The organism is Streptomyces sp. NPDC001530 (assembly GCF_042894545.1).
Classification (GTDB): Bacteria; Actinomycetota; Actinomycetes; order Streptomycetales; family Streptomycetaceae; genus Streptomyces.
On sequence record NZ_JBIAVS010000016.1, the window covers coordinates 1 to 16091 of the forward strand.

The following is a 16091-nucleotide window of genomic DNA, read 5'->3' on the forward strand; positions in this document are numbered from 1 at the left end:
CGCCCCTGAAGGGGCGCGGGGAACTGCGCGACAAGCCCCCACCCACCCGCAGCCGAAAGGCTGGTTCGGGACGGGCAGGGGCGGAGGGGGCGAAAGACCTACTGCGGTGACGTCGCGCCCGCGCGGGTCGCGTCCGTGCCCCAGGACGCGAGCAACCGCAGCGCCTCCGCCGAGGCGGAACCCGGCTCCGCGTGATACGTGATCAACGCCTGCTCGCTGTCGTCGGGCAGCCGGAACGACTCGAACTGCAGCGCCAAGTCACCCACCAGCGGATGCCGCAGCCGCTTCACGCCATGGGTCTTCTCCTTCACGTCGTGCGTGGCCCACAGCCGCCGAAAGTCCTCGCTCTTGACGGAGAGCTCGCCGACCAGGGCCGAGAGCCGCGGATCGTCCGGGTGACAGCCCGCGTCCATGCGCAGAAGGCAGACGATGTCGATCGCCTTCTGCTCCCAGTCCACGAACAGTTCGTGGTACTCGGGCTTCAGGAACACCATCCGCGCCCAGTTCCGCTCCTGCGGCGCCAGCTCCGACCAGTCCCCGAACACGGCCGCGGCCATCCGGTTCCAGACGAGGATGTCCGAGCGCCGCCCGGTGATGTACGCCGGAACACCGTCGAACGCGTCGAGCAGCTGCCGCAAGGCCCCCCGCACCTGCTGCGGCCGAGCCGGCTGCTTCTTCTTGTGCTGCTTGGGCTTCGCGAGGTGGGTGAGATGCGCGTGCTCGGCGTCGGACAGCCGCAGGGCGCGGGCGATCGCGTCGAGCACCTCGGCCGACACGTTCCGCCCGTTGCCCTGTTCGAGGCGCGTGTAGTACGCGACGGACACCCCGGCCAGCTGCGCCAGCTCCTCGCGGCGCAGCCCGGGCACGCGGCGGTGCCGCCCGAAGTCCGGCAGCCCCACGTCCTCCGGCTTCAGCCGGGCCCGGCGGGTGCGCAGGAACTCGCTGAGCTCGGCACGGCGGTCCAGCGGCTGCCCCGTTCCGGCCGCGGGCCCCTGAGGGGGGTGTTCATCCATACATCCAGTATTCACGGTCGTACGCAGAGGATCCTGACCCCGCCAGTAGTAGGACCAGCGAACGTACGCAGAACCGTGACCTGGGTGAACGCAGCGGACCGAGGCAAGCTGAATCCCGTGCCCGACCGAAGGCAGCCGGGCACAGGACAGACCACTCCTTAGGAGAACCCCCGGCATGACCACTGTTGCTGCGTACGCCGCCCCCGCCGCCAAGGCTCCGCTGGAGCGCACCACCATCGAGCGTCGCCCGGTCGGCGAGTTCGACGTCCTGATCGACATCAAGTTCGCCGGTATCTGCCACTCCGACATCCACCAGGCCCGCGAGGGCTGGGGCGAGGCCATCTTCCCGATGGTGCCGGGTCACGAGATCGCCGGCATCGTCTCCGAGGTCGGCTCCGGTGTCACCAAGTTCAAGGTCGGCGACCGCGTGGGCGTCGGCTGCATGGTCGACTCCTGCCGCGAGTGCGACAACTGCAAGGCCGGCCTGGAGCAGTACTGCACCGGTGGCGGTATGACTGGCACGTACAACGCCGTCGGCAAGGACGGCAAGCCCACCTACGGCGGCTACTCCGAGAAGATCGTCGTCGACGAGAACTACACCGTGCGCATCCCCGACGGCCTCTCCCTCGACGTGGCCGCACCGCTGCTCTGCGCCGGCATCACCACGTACTCCCCGCTCAAGCACTGGAACGCGGGCCCCGGCAAGAAGGTCGCCGTCCTCGGCATGGGCGGCCTCGGCCACATGGGCGTCAAGATCGCGCACGCGCTCGGCGCCGAGGTCACGGTCCTTTCCCAGTCGCTCCGCAAGAAGGACGACGGCCTGAAGCTGGGCGCCGACCACTACTACGCCACCAGCGACCCGAAGACCTTCGAGGAGCTGCGCGGCACCTTCGACCTGATCCTGTCCACGGTCTCGGCCCCGCTGGACCTGGACGCGTACCTGTCCTTGTTGAAGACGGACGGTGCCTTCGTGAACGTGGGCGCGCCCGAGGAGCCCGTCAAGCTCAACCTCTTCTCGGTGATCGGCGGCCGCAAGACCCTCGCCGGCTCCGGCATCGGCGGCATCCAGGAAACCCAGGAGATGCTCGACTTCTGTGCCGAGCACGGCTTCGGTGCCGAGATCGAGCTGATCAGCGCCTCCGAAATCAACGACGCCTACGAGCGCGTCCTGTCCAGCGACGTCCGCTACCGCTTCGTCATCGACACGGCGACGATCTAGCTCTCCTACGGACGGGGCGCCGTCGCAGCTGTCGTAGCTGAGGGCATGCGTGCGGCTGGGGACGGCGCCCCGCCCTGGCCCAGCACCAACGCCGTCGATGACCAAGGTAAGCCTTACCTTGGTCGCTCTCGAAGGGGTTGGGACCGGGGGCCCGGGATGCCTACTGTGGAGGAGACGGAAGCACAGGGGCGTACGGGGAGGTCTTCGCGATGTCCGTCGAGCTGAACCACACGATCGTCGCCGCCCACGACAAGCAGGCCTCGGCGCAGTTCCTCGCCGACATCCTGGGCCTCCAAGTGAGCCCGCGATTCGGCCCGTTCATCCCGGTCCCGATCCCCAACGGCGTCACTCTCGACTACATGGACACGGCCGCGACGATCACTCCGCAGCACTACGCCTTCCTCGTCTCGGAAGACGACTTCGACGAAATCTTCGCCCGCATCCAGGCGGCCGGCCTCACCTACTGGGCGGACCCGTCCCACCGCCGCGTCAACGAGATCAACCACAACGACGGCGGCCGCGGCGCGTACTTCGACGACCCGAACGGGCACAACCTGGAGATACTGACGCGACCGTACGGAAGCGGAGGGGACTGACCGCTCACATCAGGTCCTCCTGACGACGTCGATGTCAAGATCGATGTCGAGGCCGCTCGCGAGCAGGTCCTCGTGTCCGATGGAGAAGTCCCCGTTGGGCAGAGTGCCGCCGAAGTACCGCCCGACCACCGTGCTGGGAAGGAACTGACGCAGGTCGTGGCGCATGTTCTCGTCGTGATCGACGGGGAAGCCCCACTCCTTCGGCGCCTCGTCGGTGCCGAACAGCACCCAATGGTCCACCGGAACCTGGGAGCTGAGGTCGGGCACGTCTCCCGTGTGGCAGTCCAGTGCCGGAAGCGTGAGCAGGTCCGGGTCGATGGGCGGGTACCACATCAGCAAGGGTTTGGCCTGCGCGTTGTCGAAGCAGCACACGGCGACGGCACGCCCGGGATACCGCTCCTCGTAGAACCGCAGCAGCGCCTCGCCGAGCCGCGGCCGTTTGTGCTCGGGCACCTGCGCGAGGGCGGCCGGCAGTGCGGTCGGGGTATGAGCGAGCAGCACCGTGTAAATGTCGTGCTCGAAGACCTGAACCTCCGGCGTGGCATCCCACCCCATCCAGTCCATGTCGGCGGGTGCCCTAGCGGAGATGGGCCGCACCGCGTCCACCATCCGCTCAAGAACGTCCGAACTGCTTCCGACCGAAAGAAAGTTGTCCTGACTCATCCGATACGTGGGCAGGTGCAGCAGCATGGCATTGGGGCCGTCGGCCAGATTGACCGCGGTGTTCTGGTAGCCCAGCACATGAATCAATCCATGTACGGGATGCCGCAGGCGCCCGCCGTACAGCGTGGTGCCGGAGAACTCGGCCTGATCCATCGAGACACACATGCCCGCAAACTACCGGCGTCGCGCACCCGGCACTGCGGATATTCGTTGGGTCCTTGCTCCGGCCGGAGGGTGAACCTGGCCGCCGGTCGGGGCAGTCTGTGTGGCGCGGTGTCTTGACTCGCGGTTTGGCTGGTGGGGCCGCCCGGAGCGCCTTGCGTGGCTGACGACCACTGAACGTCGAGGGCAGCGAGTCCACCGTCCCTCACATCGAGGAGAGAGCATGACATCCGTCCTGCGACTCAGCGGAATCAGCGCCGCCGCGAGTCTGTGCCTGGCCCTGGTCCCCGTCACTGATGCCCAGGCCCAGTCCACCTTCGTCCCCTGCAGCAGTAATCGCGTCGCCCTCCTCAGGGCCGCTATCAACAGCGCCAATGCCGCTGGTCAGGGCAGTATCGCCCTCGCCTCGAACTGCACCTACTCCCTGACCGACGTGGATCCGTCGGAGTCGCAGCCGTCCTCGCCGGACGGGCTCCCGGAGATCACCGGTGACGTCACCCTCAGCGCGGCCCCCGGTGCGACGATCGAGCGATCCATGGCCACCGGGACCCCGAATTTCCGCATCTTCACGGTGGAGATGGGGGGCAAGCTGTCGCTGAACAACATCACGGTCAGGAATGGGAAACTCGTCGGCGCGATGGGTGCCGGTATCAGCAACCACGGCACACTCAACGTACGAGTCGGGGGCATCAGAAACAACGAGACCAATTCGGTCGGCGGCGGTCTCGAGAACGTGGCCGGTGCCACCGCAACGCTCGACATGACGACGGTCAGCGGCAACAAGTCCACCGCCGACGCGGGTGGCGGTATCGCCAACTCCGGGACGTTGCGCGCCAACTACACCATGCTCAGCGGCAATACCGCCCAGCTCCAGGGCGGCGGCCTCGTCAACCTCGCCGGGCAGGCCACCTTCGCCTTCGGCAGCGTCACGGGCAACACGTCCAACTCGGGCCTGGGCGGAGGCATCTACGAGCAGCCCGGCTCCATGGTGACCGCGTACTTCACGAGCTTCTCCGGCAACATGCCCAACAACTGCCGCCCGATGGGTGCGGTGCCGGGCTGCGCGAACTGACAGCCCCCGATTCGTCGGTCAACGGGTGAAAGGTGCTGCTCGCCGGTGAGGACCGGCGTGCAGCACCGTCGTGTTCGTGCTGTAGCCCGCTCTTTTGTACGGGTGGTGGAGCTCCCGTCGTACGGGTGGTGAAGCCCCCGTCGTACGGATGGTGGATGCGCCGAAGTGCCGTGCCGCTGAAGAAGACTTCCGCGAGATCCTCGTCCGCGACGGCGCGCAACAGCCGATCGAGGCAGCCGAGTTGCCATGGGCGTCGGCTGACGTACAGACGCGTGCAGAGGCGGAAGCGCTCGGCGTACGCATCGCGGAACCGGTGGGCGATGGGCGGGCCCGGCGGCCGCCGCGCCCGCCACAGCGGCCCCAGTGCCCCCGAGGCACTGGGGCGAAGCCAGGCGACGCCTTCCAGGTCTGTTGAGCGTTGGCCGGTCCGCGGCTCGTGGAACCGTCGGCAGCTTGAACGGGCCGCTCACTCGGTCGGCGGCGCGATCTCCGTCGGAGTGAGTCCCGGGCCCCGGACGGTCGACTGGTTCGGCGGCGGTTTGGCGGCCCTTCCTGGCGGGCGGACTACGGGCGGTTCCCGTCGGCGATCCGATGGCGATCGCCTCCGGCCGGGGAGGCATCCCGATTGCGGTCGAGGCGAAGCCAACTTAGGTTCGGGACGTCGGATTCTCCCGATAAGACCGACTTGTGCATATATGTCGGTCTTTCCCTGAGCCATCGAAATGGAGCATTCATGTCGGTGATGACCGGTACCCAACCCCTGCAGCAGTTCGGTCAGCAGACCGGAGCCCCGCAGCAGCAGATCGCGCAGGTCGTCCAGCAGACGATCCAGCAGGCCTGCCAGCAGGCGAGCCAGCAGATCGCGCAGCGCATGCAGCAGACGCTGCAGCAGATCCAGCAGGTCCAGCAGCAGCTCCAGCAGCAGGGCATCGCCCACCAGGCGCACCCGTACCTCGCTGTGGCGCTGCAGCACACGCTGCACCAAGGCGTCCGCAGCGCTGTGGAGCAGTCCGTGGCGCAGGCGCTGCCGACCGCGATCGTGGCTCTGCTCCAGCAGAGCCAGCAGGGTCAGCAGGGCCAGCTCGGCATGCAGGGCCAGCAGGGCCAGCAGGGCCAGCAGTGGGGCGGCGGGTTCGGCCAGCAGTCGTACGGCCAGCAGCCGTACGGGCAGCAGTTCCCCCAGTACCAGCAGCCTGGCTTCGGCTTCGGCCAGATGAGTCAGCCCTTCGGTATCGGCTGACCTGAGGGCAGAGCGCGATGCGGTGTGCCCCGGACTCGTTCCCGGGCACACCGCATCACCTTGGAAGCGCGAGCTGCCCGTCGCCGGATCAGGAGCACAAGTACGAGGTAGGCGTGGTGAAGGTGGACGTAATGGTCAAAGAAAGGCCTGGAAACAACCGCGAGACCGGGTCAGAGGGTGCGGGGGCGGGTGGGCCGGGACCCGAGGGCAAAGAAACGGGGCCACGCAAGAAGGGGGTGCAGGCACCGCTCACGGTGCAGCCGCGCCGCAGGCGGTACATGGTGACGCCGCTGCCGCAGAATCTGCTCCCACCGGGAGTGCCCGAACTCAGCATGGACGCCGTGTGTGACCGGCTCGACCGGATGCCCGAGGTCAAAGTGACCCGCAGACTCCGGCCGTCGGAGAAGCTCCAGTCGGCGGGGCTGCCCCCCTCCTGCCCGGAGATCGCGGTCGTCGAGGCGGCCGAGGCCCAGGTACCGGCGATGCGGTCGCTGCACGTGCACATCGAGCCGGACCTGCCGCTGTCCGGAACCGGACCCGCCGCCACACCGACCGCGGGGATCCTGCCGCTCCCTGATCCGGGGCTGGTCATGTCGCTGGAAGAACCTGTGGAAATCTCGTTGCGCGTCTGCGGCCCGGACGGCGAACCGCTGGCCGGCGCGGGGGTGTTTCTGATCGGGTCGACATGGCCGGGCCAGGGCGTCACCCGGGCCGACGGGACCGTCACCATCACGCTCGCGACGGAATCCGAACAGTCCGTGCAGTCCCTCTACGTTCGGCCCAAGGGCGGTTATACGGACCGCTGGATCCAATACCCCGGCCTGTCGGCGGACCGGGAAAACGTCGTCACTCTCACCCCGTTGACCAAGGTGTACCCGGAGCTGGAGCACCGGCAGGGGTACGGGTGGGGCCAGCAGGCCATGCGGCTGGACAGGCTGCCCCCTACGTTCCGTGCCTTCGGCGTCAGGATCGCCGTCATCGGTTCGGGCGTCAGTGCCGAGCACCCCGATCTGAAGGAACGGGTGCGCTCCGGGGCCGATCTCGTTCGGGGCACGGACGAGGGCTGGGCGCACGACATGATGGGCAGCGGTACACACGCGGCGGGGATCATCGCCGGGGCGGATACCGGCACGGGCGTCATCGGAATCGCGGTCGACGCCGAGATCGAGGCCTGTCAGGTGATGCCCGACGGGCATTTCAGCGACCTCATCGCCGCCCTGGACCACTGCATTGAACGCGAGGTCGACATCGCCCACATCGAGGTGGCGACCCCGTACCCGTCGGCGCTGGTCTCACGCAAACTCGCCGACGCCTATGCGTCGGGCATCGCCTGCGTGGCTCCGGCGGGCGACACCGGCGGGCCGGTCGCGTTCCCGGGCTCGCTGCCCACCGTGTTCACCGTGGGCGCGCTGGGTGTCTTCGGGTCGTACCCGCAGGAGACCTCCCAAGCCACCCATTCAGGGCCGCAGTTGACACCGGAAGGGTTGTTCGCCGCGCCGTTCGGCTGCTACGGCCCCGGTATCGATGCGGCCGCCCCTGGTGTGGCGGTCCTGTCGTGCGCGCCGCAGGGCGGATACACGGCCCTCGACGGTACGGGCACGGCCTCGGCCCACGTCGTCGGTCTTGCCGCCCTGGTTCTCGCTCACCACGAGGATTTCCACGGCCAGCTGCTGCCCCGCGGACCTGGCCGGGTGCAGCACTTGTTCGAGATCATCGCCTCCAGCTGCCGCCAGCTGGCCGCGCCGGGCACGGTGGAGGCGGCCCACGTCGGACGCGGCTTGCCCGACGCTCTCGTCGCCCTCGGCCTGGCCCCCGGAGTGCAGCTCGCTCCCGCCTTGTCGCCCTTCTCCCTGTCCATGGCCGGTTAGGCCCGTCTCCTTTGCCAACCCCCACAGAACGGCACCCGCCCCGACGAGGGACGGGTGCCGTTCGGCTTACCGCGGCGTCTGATCGCCCGGAAGCGGGTCGCCCACTCTTCGGTGGCCTTGGCGACCCCGATGGGGCAGCTCACGCCCGTCCCTACGAGGGTGTACCTGTGTGACCGATGACGAACTCCACGGTCACGAGGCGAGCAGCGATCTACTGCTGGATCAGCCAGGACCGGGGCGGAGCCGGACTCGGGGTCGCGCGTCAGGAAGAGGATTGCCGGGCACTGCCTGCCCGGAGCCGACGTAACGCCACGGGGCTGGCGCATGAGGTGTGCCCGGCCGAGCTCAGCTGACCGCCCTGGCGTCGCTCTCGCCCTCGCCACGGGCTGACGTGAGAGAAGACGGGATCGATGTGAAACTGGGCACGGAAGGGGTGATCTCCGTGTCGGACCCACCGCACGCGTCCTCCGGTCCCGACACCGCCGTCGACGAGAATCGGCTGGAAGAGCTGATCATCGAGGCGCAGACTGCCCTGCCAGTCGAACTGCCCGCCCTGGCGAACCGGTGCGCCTCGTCCCTCGGCCTGGACACCGCGCTGATCTACCTTGTCGACCTGCAACAACAGCTGCTCATCCCACTCGACGAGGCTTTGGAGCCGCTGCCGGTGGACCGCTCATCGGCCGGCTGGGCGTACCGCACGGTCTCCCCGCGGGTGGCCGAGGCCGACGACGGCTTGATCCTCTGGATGCCTCTGGTCGATGGCGCGGAGCGGCTGGGCGTGCTGGCGGTGCGGACCGCCTCGCTCGACGGGGTGCGGATGCGCCGCAGCCGGATGCTGGCCCATCTGTTCGCCATGCTGATCACCTCCAAGCGCGCCTACAGCGACTGGCTCGCCGCTCGCACCCGCACTGCGACCATGCGGTTGCCCGCCGAGATGCTGCGGGCCTTCCTGCCACCCCGCACCATCGGCAGCAGCAGGTGCGTGTCGACCGCGGTCCTGGAACCGGCGTACGACATCGCCGGCGACGCCTTCGACCACTCGGTGGTCAAGAACATCCTGCACACCATGATCCTCGACGCCATGGGTCACGATCTGACCGCCGGCCTGACCACGTCGGTCGCCATGGCGGCGGCGCGCAACGCGCGCCGGGGCGGTGGCGACCTGGCCGACGTCGTCGGCTCCGTCGACCAGGCGCTCGCCCAGTGGCTGCCCGACTCCTTCTGCACCGGCGTGCTGTGTCGGCTCGACGCCGAGACCGGGGTGCTGCGCTGGGTCAATTGCGGTCACCCCCCACCGCTGCTGATCCGTGCCGAGCGGGTGCTCGCCGGGGCGCTGGACAGCCCCCCACAGCCGCCGATCGGCCTGGCTGGTCCACTCGCCCCGGCAGCCCGGCAAGTCCACGAGGCGACCCTGGAACCGGGCGATTGCGTCCTGCTCTACACCGACGGTGTCGTGGAGGCTCGCGACGCGGACGGTGCGGAGTTCGGCCTTGACCGGTTCACTGACTTCATCATCCGCTCCTCCTCCGCCGGACAGCGCCCGGCCGAGGTGCTGCGGCTGCTCATCCACGCCATCCTCGATTACCAGCGCAACCAACTACGGGACGACGTGACCATCCTGCTCTTCGAATGGCGTCCGCAGCACCGGTGACGCGGTATTGCGCCGAGCCTCGCTGTGCTCGTGCGCCGTCTCCGGCCGGGTCGGGTACTCGGTCGGCACCTCATCCCCTGGTGTCCGGGCTGGGAATCCGAGGAAAGTCAATGCGTCGCTGTGCGGCGGCCTAGGACGTGGAAACGATGTTGGCTGACAACATCAAGTGAGATGGTGAGACGTCCACGTCTCAACCGACTTTGTCCTTGCACAGGCCAGGTCACCGTGCGGGGGCAAGATCGGATGAGAGAGGACAGCAGCCGATGCCGCACCGGGCCGCACTGTCCAAACGGTTGCCATTCCCAGCGCCGACCCCGCCGTATGCGCCAGTCGCAGCAAGGGCTGTGAGCGAGGCTTGACCTGAGTCATCAAGCCGCGTCCACAGACTCCTTCTACGGCTGACACGCTCCGTGAACGCGGCTTGACATGGGTCATCCAGCCGCGTTCACAGTCCCTGTCCACGCTGCCGTGACCGGGAAGATGTGACGTGGCAGACGGCCTTCATCGCCGCAGTGTTTCCATGTGAAGCGCGGCGTCGTCGGCGGCCTCGTCGGGAGTCCGGCCGTGCTCACGGGAGACGATGTACGCGGCGTACCAGTCCGACCAGTGGTGCTCGGGGGCGGTCGCCTCGTACGGGCCGTGGTGCTCCTCGGTCTCACGCAGAAGTTCTGTCAGCGTGGGGATGTCCATGGTGAAGCCTCCTCGGTCGTGCGGGTCTGGTCATCGTCCGGGTTGTCGCACCTGGACCTCTTGCAGCAGCCACCCATTGCCGTCCGGGTCGCTGAAGGACGCGTATGAGGCGTAGCTGCGACGCTCTGGGTCGGGGCCGTCCACCCGTTCTTGGACGCCGGTGTCGTAGACGTGGTGGAAGACTTCGCTCACCTCAACGCCCTTGCTGATCAGTTCGGCGCGGGCTCGGTCGATGTCGAGGACCACGAGGTAGAGGCCCTGGGCGGAGCCTGGTGCCGCGGGAGTGACTCCGCGGCCGAAGTGAACAGAGCCTTCCGACCCCGGTGGCGTCAGCTGCACGATCCTGAATCCCGGGCCGGCCTCGTAGTCCGCATCGAGCCGCCATCCCAGGTTCTGGTAGAAGCGCAGGGCACGGTCGACGTCGGCGACAGGGATGGCGGTGACCTCGAACTTCATATCCATGGCCGGTTCTTTGACGGCGTCTGTTGCGTCGTCCTGCTGTGACTGCGGGCTGCTCATGCCGACCTCCCGTGACGGATGCCCGGTTCGGTTGTGACCTCCGATAAGCCGCGAACGGCGGGACGCCGCCGGGGACGCGGAGATGGTTGGTCACGTATGGCGCCGTCTCCGGCTACCCGAACGTGAACGCGTAGGCCTCGGCGCCGGACTCGAGGAACGTGATCTCCAGTATCCGCTCGCGGACCGTGTGGTGCTCGCGCACGAGCTGGTAGAGACGGCCGTCCCGGAGCAAGCCGTTGCCGTCCGCGTCGACGTCCACGCCGTGCGAGCGGCCCGGAGCTTCGCCGTCCACGAGCACGCGGCACGCCATCGGGTCGTGCCCACTGCGCGTCAGCCAGCGACGCACCAGACCCAGATGATCCGAACGAAACGGGTTGGCCTTCGCCTGTGTCAGCAGGCGAACCGGCGGCGTCAGCGGCCGATCGGCCTTGCGTGCAAAGGGGGTTGGCGCTGATGGACGTTCCTATACTGACCGAATGATCACCGTTCCGCTCAGCGCGCTCGAAGTGGCCATGGTTCAAAGGGGCGCCCGAGCGGCAGACACGCTACGAGACACCACCGAGTTCGCCCGACGCCTTGAGGACCTCGGTTACCTGCGACTCTGGTACGCCGAGCATCACCATTCCCCGGCCATCGGAGCGTTCCCGCCCGTCGTCCTGACCACCCACGCGGCCGCGTTGACGTCGTCCATCCGTCTCGGCTCCGGGGGCGTTCTCGCTCCGAACCACGCCCCGATCATGCTGGCGGAGCAATTCGGCACTCTGGCCGCGCTGCACGCGGGCCGGATCGACCTGGGCATCGGCCGTGGCCCGGGTACCTTCGACGACTCCACGGCGCGGGCTCTGCGCCGTGGGGCCGGTCCAACAACGGACGACGAGTACCGCAACGACGTGTCAGCGACCCTGCGTTTCTTGGTGGACGAGGTCGCGCTCGGCCCGCTCCCGGAGCCTTGGCTGCTGTCCTCGAGTACGGCTGGTGCCGCGCTCGCTGCGGAACTCGGACTGCCGATCGCCTTCGCTCATCACATTCGGCCTGACAACACCCTGGCCGCGCTCAGCCACTACCGCGAGCATTTCGCCCCCTCCCGCTGGTGCGCGCACCCGCGCGTGTTGATCTGCGTGGAAACGGTGTGCGCCGAGACGGAGAAGGAGGCGGCCCGGCTCGCCGGCCCGATGGATGTCGTCAAGGCTGGACTCCTCAAGGGGCGGGGCGACATCGCCTTCCCCACGCCCGAAGAGGCAGCGACCCACTCGTTCACTGCAGAAGAAGTGCAGGCGCTGACGAGCTTCCGTGCCCAACAGGCACACGGCTCACCCGAGACCGTTGCGAAGCACCTGACCGACCTGGTGGACGTGACCGGTGCGGACGAACTCATGCTGGTGACGCCCATCTACGCGTTGGCCGACCGATTGAGGTCGTACGAACTCGTCAAACAGCGCGTCATGATGCCGACGGCGTCATAGCAACGATCACCACATGGGCCGGAGTTGACGTACGGTGACACATCTGCACGAGGCGGTTGTGAACACGGATCGTCGTGGGTCTCCCTGTCGTACGCTGCGGGGTCATCAAGCCTCGCTCACAACCTCTTGGACGCCCAGCGCGGCAGCTGACGGACAGCAGTGTCAGCGGTCACCTGGTTCCCCACTGGCTGAGGCTATGAGAGACGGCAGTGCTCGGTGGAGCCACCGAGCACTGCACGGACTGTCGTAGGCGGGTGAGAGCCTGGACCGGTGCTGATAGAGGGATTCGAGAACGCCCCCGTTGTCGCGGGGGAGGAACTGCTGGCACTGCCGGGGTTCTGGGCGGCCTACCTGATGTGGCTGAGCCAGACAGAGGAGTACGACCCCGTTCCGGCGTGGTTCGGTGTCGACGGGGCCGATGCCGACGCGGCCTTCGATGCACTGCGTGACGAGGACCAGTGGCCTGTCTTCCGGATCCCGTTCGCGGGCGACCACACCGCGATGGTCCTCGGCTGCAACATTCCCGAGGATCCGGGAACGGAGTACTTCATCACCCACCCCGAGTGGGGACGGCACGGCCACCTGGCCACCGTCGGCGGCCACCAGGCCGGCCCGGGACTCTCCTGGCGAGAGCTCCATCACATCGCCCGCACACCCGACCTCAACGCCCCGGGAGTCCACGCCGAATACGCACGCCTGCTCCTCCTGCTGCCGACGCTCGGCGACCAGGACATGCCCGAGGACGCCGCAGACATACTCGGCGACGCGCTGGCGCAAGCCGGCCTCCCCGCAACGCTGGCGCCGTCCCTCGCGGAAGCGCTCCTCGCGGACCACCCCTTGTGGGAGCCGGCTGAATGGACGCTTCCTGCCGCCTCCCCGCTCTCGGGAAGACAGGAGTCCTTGCCCTTTCACGGAATCCTGCACTGCAACGGGTCCTTGAGCCCGCGGTGTGGTACCCGCCTGGCCCAGGGCATCACTCGAGAGCAGAGCGACCGACTGGCCCACGCACTCGGCACGTGGCCCGCCACATGAACGGCTGGGGGCCGCGACCTCAGGTCTCGGCGGGCGCGATGCCAGTCAGTTGTGTCGTGGCAGTACGGCCCGTGCTTGCGGCCGCTTCCCCACGACCGCTGCCGGGGCGGTGGTGAGTTGACCGCCGAGGGCTTGCCAGTGCCGTCTGCCGACGTATCCCAAGGCCATACCCGACGACGGTGCCCGCCGAAGATCAGCATCGCGATCATGCTCGTTTGCTCTCGGCGGCACCGACCACGCCGGCCGCAAAGAGCAGGGCAGCTTGATCCGCCGCGACAGCACCTGGTGGAACAGACACGCCCTCGTTGCGGGTCATGCGTGCGGCAGAGGCTGCTCCGTCCAAACGGTCTTGCCGTCGTGGGTGTAGCGGGTGCCCCACCGCTCCGTGAGCTGCGCGACCAGGAAAAGCCCGCGTCCGCCCTCGTCCGTGGTGAGGGCCCGTCGGAGGTGAGGGGAAGTGTGGCTGGTGTCCGACACCTCACAGATCAGGCAGTGCGTACGGATGAGGCGCAGGGTGACGGGGCCGGTCGCGTACCGGTAGGTGTTGGTGACGAGCTCGCTGGCGACCAGCTCGGTGGTGAAGGCCAGTTCCGTCAGCCCCCATTCGGTCAGTTTCGCCGTGGTCAGCTCCCTGGCACGGGCAGCGGCGGTCGCTTCCAGGGGCAGCTGCCATGTGGCGACATCCTGTGGCGGTAGCACCCGGGTACGGGCGATGAGCAGCGCGATGTCGTCGGTGGGGAGGTGCTCCTTCGGCAGCAGCGCTTCGACCACGGCGTGGCAGGTGTTGTCCAGAGGATCGGCGGAGTGGGTGAGACATTCGTCCAGGTGCTCCAGCGCGGCGTCGATGTCGCCGTTGCGCGCCTCCAGAAGACCGTTGGTGTAGAGCGTGAGCAGGCTGCCCTCGGGGAGGTCGAGGTCGTACGTTTCGAATGGCAGCCCGCCCAGACCCAGTGGTGGACCCGCGGGCAGGTCGAGTACGGTCACCTCGCCGTCCGGGGTGGACACCAACGGTGCTGGGTGACCGGCGCGTGCCAGGGAGCAGTGCCGGGAGACCGGATCGTAGACCGCATACACGCACGTGGCCCCGATCATCTGCTCCACTGCGGACCCGCTGCCGTCAGCGTTCGCCTCCAGCTCGGTGGCCAGCAGACTGACCAGATCGTCCAGCCGCGCCACCACCTCGTCCGGTTCCAGGTCGAGGCTGGCCAGGGTGCGCACGGCGGCGCGCAGGCGGCCCATGGAGGCCGCAGCGTGGATCCCGTGGCCGACCACGTCTCCCACGACGAGCGCGACCCGGGCCCCTGACAACGGGATCACGTCGAACCAGTCACCGCCGATGCCCGGTTCACCGCTCGCCGGGAGGTATCGGCAGGCCACCTCGACAGCCGGCAGGTCGGACGCCGCGCTCGGCAGCAGACTGCGCTGCAGAGTCAGAGCGGCGCTCTGCTGCTGGGTGAAGCGGCGCGCGTTGTCGATGCAGACGGCCGCACGCGAGGAAAACTCATGGGCCACCGCGGCATCGTCGTCCTCGAAAGGCTCCGAATGGCGCACTCGCCACAGGCTCACTACGCCCAGTACCAGGCCGCGAGCCACCAAGGGCACCACGATCAGCGAATGAACGCCGAGACCCAAGGCGATCTCGATCCGCCGCCGGTCCATGGCGTACCACTCGGGGCGGAGGGACAGCAGCCGGTCGAGAATCGGGCGACGCTCGGCCAAGCACCGCGCCTGCGGAGATTCCGGAAGGAGCGGGACCACCTCGCCCTCCTGGTACGGGACCCGGCGTTCTGGGGGCGAGAGGGCTACTCGGAGCAGCGGGCTTGTCACAGCGGGGGGTGGTTCGTCACCAAGTGTCACTGGCTTCAGAAGGTCCACCGAGCAGTAGTCGGCCAGGCCGTGGGCGGCCACCTCGGCCAGTTCCCGGGCCGTCTGTGTCACGTCCAGGGAGGTTCCGATCCGGGCGCTTGCCTCGTTCAGCAGGGCGAGCCTGCGTTGGGCCCGGTGGCGGTCGGTCACGTCCTCGATCGTCTCGGCCACGCCGAGAACCCGGCCCGAGGGGTCTTCCATCCGGAACGCCGAGACGGACACAATCCGTTCCCGACCCGGATCGTGGCGTGCCCGGGCTGACTGCTCCGTGAAGATCAACGGCTCGCCGGTCTCCAGGACGTGACGCACCCGCTCCTCGGCCGGACCTGCGTCCTCGTCGACCATGAATTCGCGAGGGCGATGGCCCACCGGCGCCTCGGCCGGGACACCGCTCGCCTTTTCGACCGCACGGTTGACCCGAATCACTCTCCTGTCCGGGCCGTGGATCACCAGACCGATCGGGGACCGGTGGTACAGGCCGTCCAGCAGCGCACGGTCCCGCTGCCAGGCAATGACCTCCGCGGCGGGGGCTCCGACCAGGACCCACTCCTGACTGTCCCCGTCCCGAGTGATCGCGCGGGCCCGGAAACCCATCTCCACACGCCGTCCGTCGCGGTGTCGGACGGGCAGGACCCCGAACCAGCCCCCCGTCCTCATGGCGTCTACGACGACGGACCGCACGACCGTCAGGTCACGGGCGTCTACCAGGAGGTCCTGCCACGCCCGTCCGATCACTTCCTTGGCCGGATAGCCCAGCAACTCCTGTGCACGTGCGCTCCAGCCGACCACGGTGCCTTGATCGTCGAGCACAGCCGAGGCGCCGCGCCCGAGGGCGAACGGATCCTCAGGACTCTCGCTGAAATGCATCGACGGCGTCCCCATAGCCACCACCTTGCCTAGATGACTCCGATGTTCCTCCCCGCGGTCTCCGTCCGCGACTCTCCCGTTCCTCTCGGCCCGGCGGTTCGGCAGGAGTGACATGGCGACGCTCAGCGCGTGCAACGAATGGGATGGCCACGCTCGTTGCCTCAGCAGGA

At 68.2% G+C, this 16091-nt stretch carries 14 protein-coding genes; 8 read left to right on the forward strand and 6 right to left on the reverse strand.

From position 1 onward, the window contains the following. Positions 1-98: 98 nt before the first annotated feature. The gene (locus tag ACFY0T_RS30740) at positions 99-1013 is read right to left on the reverse strand and encodes a helix-turn-helix domain-containing protein (RefSeq protein WP_388877591.1); all 915 of its coding nucleotides are present in this window, start codon (positions 1011-1013) and stop codon (positions 99-101) included. Between the two features lie 175 nt (positions 1014-1188). Between ACFY0T_RS30740 and ACFY0T_RS30745 the strand changes: the two genes are divergently transcribed. Both ACFY0T_RS30745 and ACFY0T_RS30750 read left to right on the forward strand, forming a co-directional pair. After that, entirely contained in the window at positions 1189-2232 is a 1044-nt protein-coding gene (locus ACFY0T_RS30745; protein WP_388877594.1) for an NAD(P)-dependent alcohol dehydrogenase, read from the forward strand. A 209-nt stretch (positions 2233-2441) separates the two neighbouring features. Next, positions 2442-2828 carry a VOC family protein gene (locus ACFY0T_RS30750; RefSeq protein ID WP_388877597.1) on the forward strand — a complete coding sequence of 129 codons (387 nt, stop codon included), beginning with the start codon at positions 2442-2444 and terminating at the stop codon, positions 2826-2828. Between the two features lie 9 nt (positions 2829-2837). Here the strand turns inward: ACFY0T_RS30750 and ACFY0T_RS30755 are convergent, their stop codons facing one another. Then, complete coding sequence (locus tag ACFY0T_RS30755) at positions 2838-3656, reverse strand: hypothetical protein (RefSeq protein WP_388877600.1); 819 nt, start codon at positions 3654-3656, stop codon at positions 2838-2840. A 220-nt stretch (positions 3657-3876) separates the two neighbouring features. On the opposite strand from ACFY0T_RS30755, the gene ACFY0T_RS30760 reads away from it, so the two are divergent. The 4 genes from ACFY0T_RS30760 to ACFY0T_RS30775 all read left to right on the forward strand — a co-directional run bounded on the left by ACFY0T_RS30760 (position 3877) and on the right by ACFY0T_RS30775 (position 9484). Then, entirely contained in the window at positions 3877-4725 is an 849-nt protein-coding gene (locus ACFY0T_RS30760) for a hypothetical protein (RefSeq protein ID WP_388877602.1), read from the forward strand. 733 nt (positions 4726-5458) lie between these two features. Continuing rightward, positions 5459-5965 (forward strand): hypothetical protein, encoded by a 507-nt coding sequence (locus ACFY0T_RS30765; RefSeq protein ID WP_388877605.1) that lies wholly within the window; start codon positions 5459-5461, stop codon positions 5963-5965. A gap of 236 nt (positions 5966-6201) precedes the next feature. Further along, the gene (locus ACFY0T_RS30770; RefSeq protein ID WP_388877608.1) at positions 6202-7833 is read left to right on the forward strand and encodes a S8 family serine peptidase; all 1632 of its coding nucleotides are present in this window, start codon (positions 6202-6204) and stop codon (positions 7831-7833) included. Positions 7834-8266: 433 nt separating this feature from the next. Continuing rightward, positions 8267-9484 carry a PP2C family protein-serine/threonine phosphatase gene (locus tag ACFY0T_RS30775; protein WP_388878208.1) on the forward strand — a complete coding sequence of 406 codons (1218 nt, stop codon included), beginning with the start codon at positions 8267-8269 and terminating at the stop codon, positions 9482-9484. Positions 9485-9985: 501 nt separating this feature from the next. Here the strand turns inward: ACFY0T_RS30775 and ACFY0T_RS30780 are convergent. From ACFY0T_RS30780 to ACFY0T_RS30790, 3 genes are all read right to left on the reverse strand, one after another. Continuing rightward, positions 9986-10174: a bleomycin resistance protein gene (locus ACFY0T_RS30780; protein ID WP_388877611.1), complete on the reverse strand. Its 189-nt coding sequence runs from the start codon at positions 10172-10174 to the stop codon at positions 9986-9988. Between the two features lie 30 nt (positions 10175-10204). Further along, complete coding sequence (locus tag ACFY0T_RS30785) at positions 10205-10693, reverse strand: VOC family protein (RefSeq protein ID WP_388877613.1); 489 nt, start codon at positions 10691-10693, stop codon at positions 10205-10207. Positions 10694-10805: 112 nt separating this feature from the next. Then, complete coding sequence (locus ACFY0T_RS30790) at positions 10806-11039, reverse strand: hypothetical protein (RefSeq protein WP_388877616.1); 234 nt, start codon at positions 11037-11039, stop codon at positions 10806-10808. A 130-nt stretch (positions 11040-11169) separates the two neighbouring features. Here ACFY0T_RS30790 and ACFY0T_RS30795 point away from each other — a divergent pair, with 130 nt between their 5' ends. Together ACFY0T_RS30795 and ACFY0T_RS30800 are read left to right on the forward strand one after the other, a co-directional pair. Next, positions 11170-12156 (forward strand): LLM class flavin-dependent oxidoreductase, encoded by a 987-nt coding sequence (locus ACFY0T_RS30795; RefSeq protein WP_388877618.1) that lies wholly within the window; start codon positions 11170-11172, stop codon positions 12154-12156. Positions 12157-12426: 270 nt separating this feature from the next. Next, positions 12427-13188 carry a hypothetical protein gene (locus ACFY0T_RS30800; RefSeq protein WP_388877621.1) on the forward strand — a complete coding sequence of 254 codons (762 nt, stop codon included), beginning with the start codon at positions 12427-12429 and terminating at the stop codon, positions 13186-13188. A gap of 312 nt (positions 13189-13500) precedes the next feature. Here ACFY0T_RS30800 and ACFY0T_RS30805 read toward each other — a convergent pair whose 3' ends face one another. Further along, the gene (locus tag ACFY0T_RS30805) at positions 13501-15936 is read right to left on the reverse strand and encodes a SpoIIE family protein phosphatase (protein WP_388877624.1); all 2436 of its coding nucleotides are present in this window, start codon (positions 15934-15936) and stop codon (positions 13501-13503) included. Between the last annotated feature and the right edge of the window lie 155 nt (positions 15937-16091).